Raw genomic sequence first — 7,108 nt, forward strand, 5'->3', positions numbered from 1 at the left:
CAAATATTTTTATATTTAATTATTTAGACGTCCAATAACCTGATGCATAAATCTGCTCATTATGAATGGATTTCTGTATTCCAATGAACAAATTATTGGATTCGCATCCTGTACTGTCCTGTATCAAAAGGCTGATCAATAGGTATTTGAAATTTGCAAATTCACTTTAATAGTTTTAATATTACAGGGATTATCCCTAAAATAAACCAAATTGCACAAAACAATTTCAGCTGATGAGCTTGCATCTTTAAGATCTGGCGATCTTTCTGTTTTCAACAGTGTATACCTGTTGTATGGCAGGAAAATTTATGCACTGGCCTTCCGTTTTCTGAAAAATCAGCAGCAAAGTGAAGAGATTGTACAGGAAACCTTTATCAATTTATGGGTGAACAGAGAGAAGTTAGATGTACAGGGAAATATCTATCTATACCTATATGTTATTGCCAAGCGCTTGTGCTTAAATGAGCTTAGAAAGATTAATCAGTCTGTTGCGCTTTTCTCCGGATTGATCAATAGGATTTCAGAATTGCACAATGCCACGGAAGAAGAAATTCTGGCCAACGATATGGAGCAGTTTGTAGGTACGTTATTGAAAAAACTGCCCAGCCAACAACAGTTGATTTTCAAAATGAGCAGAGACGAGGGGCTTTCGCACCGGGAGATCGCCGAAAAACTGCAGATATCGCCCAATACTGTTAAAAACCATATGGTTGAAGCGCTTAAAACCCTAAAATCGAAGCTAAACTACAGCCATCTCTTTTTTTTAGTCCCTTATTTTTTCCTGGATTAAAAAAAAAATCTTTCCCACTAGTCCTATGCAGGCGTACCTGTGTTCTATATTAAGAACGCACCTAACTTTCTGCAAGTGGACAAAACCAGACTTACTTTTTTACTTCATGCCTATTTTTCAGATACGATAAGTCCAGAGGATACAAAGGAATTATTGGACTATATTTCCATTGCAGATCAACAGGAGCTTGATCGTACAATAGATGAAGTAATCCCTCCTGATGATATAAAGGATGACTGGGATTTGGAACGCCTATCTCCGGTTTATTCGCAGATACTGGCCGACAAACGTTTTATCGCCGCTGCTCCAAAAAAACAGCTCCCGCTTAAAAGGTATCTATCAATAGCCGCTTCTCTTTTTGTGCTGCTTTCGATAAGTTTCTCCCTCTATTATTTTTTCGGTAGGAATCCATCGGGACGTCAAAATCAAATCGCTAAAGGGCCGCTTGTTCCAGGTTATGATCATGCCGTTCTGGCATTGGATAAAATGGACCTGATCCATCTGGATACCGCTACAACTTTAAACATGACTTACGCAGGTGCAAGAATTGTACAGCGCAACAATACATTGGATTATTCCAGAATACATATGGATCGCGCTGCATCTGCGATGAATACCTTAACTACACCAAGGGGAGGGCAATTTGCACTCGTTTTGGATGATGGCACTAAAATATGGCTCAATGCCGCTTCTCAACTGCGTTATCCTGCTGTATTTACCGGCAGCAACCGACTGGTTGAATTAACAGGAGAGGCTTACTTTGAAGTAGCAAAAGACAGCAAACATCCTTTCCAGGTAAGAGTGGGCAATAGTACGGTTCAGGTATTGGGCACACATTTCAATATTAATGCTTATCCGGATCAACCGGGCATGGAAACTACTTTACTCGAAGGTTCGGTACGCCTATTAAACAAGGGTAAAAGTGCCCTGTTAAAGCCAGGTGAAAAAGCCGCGGTAGCCCGGTATGATGGTGCCATCGCTATCCATTCGGTTGATGTAGCAGAGGCCATTGCCTGGAAGAAAGGATTGATCAGCTTTAGGGATGAAGATATCTCCGCGATTATGAAAAAGATTTCCAGATGGTATGATGCTGATGTTGTGTTTTCTAAAACACCCGATAAGCAGCTTTTTGGGGGTACGCTGAATAGAAAAAAGCCACTTGCAGAGCTGCTTAAAAATCTGGAAGTATTGTGTGATCTTAAATTTAAGATTGAAGGAAGGAGGATTATTGTAATGGAATAAGACTACGCTAAACCCTTACAATTGTCCAAAAAAGCCGGAAGTTTCTCACCACTTCCGGCACCGGTTTAAACCACCGTTCAGGATAATTACAATTAATCGGAAATCAACAATAACTAAACCCAAACAAATGTATAGAAATTTAACCAGATTCTTAAGGGAGCCCTATGCCCAGCCTTTAAGTTCAATCTTGCTCAGGATGAAACTGACATTTTTTATTTGCCTCGCTACCCTTATGCAGGTAAGCGCATCGATACACGCACAGAAAGTAACCCTAAAGGTTAGTAATGCGCCTGTTGAATCTGTTTTTGCTCAACTGCGTGAGCAAACAGGTTACGATATCCTTTACCGTTCTGCCGACCTTAAAAAAATAGCACCCATTAACCTTAACGTAAAGGATATGCTGTTAAAAGAGGTGATCGAAAAATGCCTTTCCGGGCAGAATCTGAGTTATACCATATCCACAAATACGGTCATTATTAAAAGTATGCCAGTTTTGAAAAACAGGGCAGATAGCTTATTTAAAATTAAAGGACGCGTTTTTGATAATGGAGAGCCACCTACGCCCATACCCGGTGTTATTGTTAAGGTGAAAGATAAGACTATCTCGGCAACAACAGATCCAAATGGTAATTTTGAAATCTCCATTAATCAGGGTGATATACTGCTTTTTAGCTATGTAGGTTTTAAAAACCAGGAGTATACCATCCGAAACCTAAAAGAAAACCTGACCATTTCGCTGGTAGCGGATATTAATGCTCTCGATGAGGTAGTGGTAACCGGATATACCGAACGTAAACTTAAACATTTGGCCAACTCCATGGGTCTGGTTGATATCAAAGCAACCATTCAGGATAAACCCATTACACAGCTTTCACAAGCCTTACAAGGTGGGGTAACCGGTCTTACCGTGCAGCAGGCCTCAGGTCTTCCAGGGGGTGACGCTGCAAAAATCCTGATCCGCGGTATTTCTACCCTTGGTGTATCAGATCCCCTCATCCTGGTAGATGGTGTGCCTTATCCTTTGGATGACATTGATCCCACGACAGTTGAAAGCATTAGTGTATTAAAGGATGCAGCAGCAGCGTCTATTTATGGATCCAGAGCGGCAAATGGGGTAATCGTGGTGACCACCAGAAGAGGTAAGGTAGGGAAGGTGAGTATTGTGTATGATGGATATTTCGGTATACAGAAACCAACCTATATCCCCGAGTTTGTTGAAGCACCACAATATATGGAAATGGTAAATCTTGCTCAACGCAACAACGGCGGTACACCTACCTATACCCAAAGTCAGATCGACATTACCCGAGCGGGAACAGATCCGCTGGTTTATCCAAATACCAATTGGTCTGCACTGATTTTAAAAGACCAGGCCAATTCACAAAACCATACCATTGGTATTTCGGGAGGGAATAACCTGGCCAGGTTTGCCGTAACCGGAAGTTACCTCAAGCAGGATGGCATCATTTCCAATACCAGTTTTAACCGGTATAACCTAAGGGCAAATACCAGTGTAACGTTAAGCGATAAACTGTCGATGTACCTGGATCTGGCCTTGGTGAGAAAAGAAAGCGAAAGGCCAGTACAGCGTATCGGTAATCTTGCCGCTGGTGCTGGCGGGCCTGGATATATTCTGTACGAAACATACCGGATTCCACCAAATATTGTGGCCAAATATCCGGATCGGGCAGATGGTTATCAGGCTTATGGTGTTTACGGCGAGATGTTAAACCCGCTTGCCGAACTGGAAAGAGGTGGTTATACCTTAAGTAAGGATGATGATATCAATATCAATTTTCAGCCGCAATGGGATATTATCCCAGGTTTAAAATTGCGTGGTCAATACCTTTTCAGAACATTTAGTACCGGTTCGGTAACAAATCGCGATGCCTATAATTTTCTTGATTATTTTACCAATGCACTTCGTTACCAGTTTGGCGCGATAAAAACCACCGGACTGGCTAAGAAGAACTACCAGTACATGTCGGCAACATTGGATTATAACAAAACCTTTGCGAAACATACCATTTACGGTTTGGCAGGTTTATCGAGGGAAATGGATAATCCCAGTACCAGTAATCAGTTTGCAGAAGCGAATCTGGCTTCTTTTTTCCTAAAGCTGAATTATATTTATAACGATAAATATCTTTTTGAAAGTACCATCCGTACCGATGGTTCCTCCAAATTTGGTCCTGGCAAAAAATGGGGCGTATTTCCTTCAGCAGCGCTTGGCTGGAATATCAATAAAGAAGAGTTCCTAAAGAATGTTAAAACCATTAGCAACTTAAAGCTAAGAGCATCTTATGGGCTATTGGGCAACAACCAGAACGTAGGGCTTTACCAGTACCAGACCACGATCAATGCCGGAACGGGTAGGGAAGCAGTAATCGGAAATCCCGACATTACCTGGGAAACGGTAAAAATGCTAGATATCGGTCTTGATGCTTCATTTTTGGAGAACCGAATCGGTTTAACGGTTGATTATTTCGATAAAAAGACCGAAGATATCCTGCTAACCCCGCCGCTGTCGTTATCTTCAGGTTTGGGTAGTTCAATTCCGGTAAATGCAGGTTCAGTAAGCAATAAGGGCTGGGAAGTTGCGGTAAACTATAATTATGAAATCGGAAAGCAACTTAAAGGCAGTGTTAGCGCTGGTTATTCTTACTATGAAAACAAAATACTCAGCTTAACCAAGGGTCCTTACGTCAACGGATCGCAGATTCAAAAAGAAGGCTTTCCGCTAAACAGTTATTACGGTTATATGAGCAGTGGTCTTCTTCAGCAGGCTGATATCGCTGCCGGAGTACCCATTATTGCAGGGCAGGTTGCCGGTGATATCCGCTATCTGGATTTAAATGGCGATAAACAGATTACCAGTGCCGACCGTACGGTTATCGGCAATCCAAATCCTAAGGGGAACTATTTCCTGAACATGAGATTAGACTTTAAACGTTTTGATCTGCAGGCTCAGCTGAACGGGTTTACCAAAACCGACGCTTATTATACCGGTCGTTACAATGCCCCGTTGAACTTTACCGATGGTGGCGGTACACCGATGACCTGGCAAACTGATACCTGGACGCCTGAAAATACCGGAGCCAGTTTACCAAGGTTAACGCCTTCACCTGGCAATAATGCCCTTGCTTCCGATTATTGGCAAACCAATGCGGCATTCGCAAGGGTACGTTTTATTCAGCTTGGATATACTTTTAACGAAAAGCTGATCAAAAAAGCAAGGCTTTCGCAGGTGCGCCTGTATTTCAATGCCCAGAACCCTTTCACTTTTACGGATATGAAATATTTAGACCCTGAAACCAGAGGGGCGGATACCACCTACCCGATGATGCGCTTTTATACTTTCGGAATCAATGTTAAAATTTAAAAGACATGGCAAGTAAAAGACAACAGACCAACGTAAAAACAGGCCATCGCAGATGGCCGATCAATTATGGAAATTCTCTTATGAAAAAAATATATGTATTGGCGGCAGCATACCTGCTGTTCTTCCCTTCCTGTACGAAGGAATTTTTGACCAAAGACAATCCGACTTCTACTACCGATGAGCAATTCTGGAAAACAGAAGCCCAACTGCTTACCGTAGTGAATGATCTTGCCGGAGGGCTTCCGGGAGGGGTATTTAATTTTAACGGAAATACGAGGATCTCCTTCACCGGGCTTACCGATGATGCAGTATGGACCGCAAATTTCCTTCCCGAAATCAATACCATTGCGCTTGGTAATGCCACGCCAATCCTGCCGCCATCTGCTTTTATGGCCGTTCTGCCTTTTTGGAGAGACGATTACAGCAGGATCAGGCTGGCCAACCGTTTTCTGGAGAATGCATCAAGCGCTTATGTTGATCCGGCAGATCTTAAAAGATATATGCTCGAAGTAAGGGCGTATCGCGCTTTCTTTCATTTGGAACTGTTTTTATATTACGGCGCGATACCCATCGTAACCAAATCCATCACACCAAACGAATCAGATCTTAAACGCAATACCAAAGAAGAAGTGATCCAGTTTATTACTTCCGAGCTTAGCGAATGTGCGGCAGGCCTGCCTTTAGATTATTCTGCCCAGGGTGGCGATATTTTTAACCGCGTAACCAAAGGAGCTGCCCTGACGATGAAAACAGTTGCTTTTCTTAATGCAGGCATGTATCCACAGGCGGCATCGGCAGCAAAAGAGGTAATCGATCTGCGTTATTATGAGCTTTACAAAGCTGCTGACCCCAAAAATAGTTATCTCAATCTTTTTATGTATTCGGGAGAAACCAATAAAGAAAGGATCATCTCAATACAGAACGGAAACCACAAGGATGCTTTTCTTAGGCTTGCACCGCCAAATGCCGGTGGAACATCGACCGTAAACCCAACTGCCGCAATGGTAAATAGCTATGAAACAAAGCAGGGTAAGACTTTGGCTGAACTGGGAGCCGACAGTCTGGAGATTTACAAAAGGAACCCCAATTATAACGATAATCGTGATCCGAGGTTAAAAGCCAGTATTATTTATCCGGGTGCTACCTTTTATACGCTTGTTGATCCATTTGCGCCACTGCCCAATGTTTGTGCAATTGGTGCAAACAACTCATCGCGTACTGGTTTCTGGGTAAGGAAATATGCCGATCTGGCCGATCGTACCCGTCCGGAAAACGGATCATTGGATTTTATGATCTACCGTTATGCGGATGTACTTTTAATGTATGTTGAAGCCCTTGTAGAAAGCGGTCAGTGGAACAATCCTGATGTAGTGACCTATCTTAACCAGATCCGCGACAGGGCTGGCATGCCGAATGTAAATACTACCGTATACAATACAGAAGCAAAAATGCGCGAACTCTACCGTAGAGAACGCCGTGTTGAACTGGCATTTGAAGGGAGCCGTTTATTTGATATGAGAAGATGGCGTATTGCTGATCAGGTGATGAATGGCGTTGTTTATGGCGCAACCAATCCTGCAACGGGAGTTACGGTAATTGCCGAGACCAGGAAGTTTACGAATAAAGACTGGTTATGGCCCATACCTGGAGAAGAGATGGCCGGAAACCTGAATATGGTACAAAACCCAGGCTAT

General features: G+C 42.7%; 4 protein-coding genes. All 4 read left to right on the top strand.

Features of this window, described 5'->3' with window-relative positions:
- Window positions 1-211: 211 nt before the first annotated feature.
- Window positions 212-790: an RNA polymerase sigma-70 factor gene (locus R2S57_RS26875; RefSeq protein WP_316848006.1), complete on the top strand. Its 579-nt coding sequence runs from the start codon at window positions 212-214 to the stop codon at window positions 788-790.
- 75 nt (window positions 791-865) lie between these two features.
- On the top strand, window positions 866-2,032 hold the full coding sequence (locus R2S57_RS26880) for a FecR family protein (RefSeq protein ID WP_316848007.1): 1,167 nt from the start codon (window positions 866-868) through the stop codon (window positions 2,030-2,032).
- Between the two features lie 127 nt (window positions 2,033-2,159).
- A complete protein-coding gene (locus R2S57_RS26885) occupies window positions 2,160-5,414 on the top strand; it encodes a TonB-dependent receptor (RefSeq protein WP_316848008.1) in 3,255 nt (1,084 codons plus the stop codon).
- Window positions 5,415-5,419: 5 nt separating this feature from the next.
- A partial coding sequence (locus tag R2S57_RS26890; protein WP_316848009.1) for a RagB/SusD family nutrient uptake outer membrane protein occupies window positions 5,420-7,108 on the top strand: 1,689 nt, incomplete at its 3' end.

The sequence above is a fragment of the Pedobacter psychrodurus genome, assembly GCF_032678585.1.
Classification (GTDB): Bacteria; Bacteroidota; Bacteroidia; order Sphingobacteriales; family Sphingobacteriaceae; genus Pedobacter; species Pedobacter psychrodurus_A.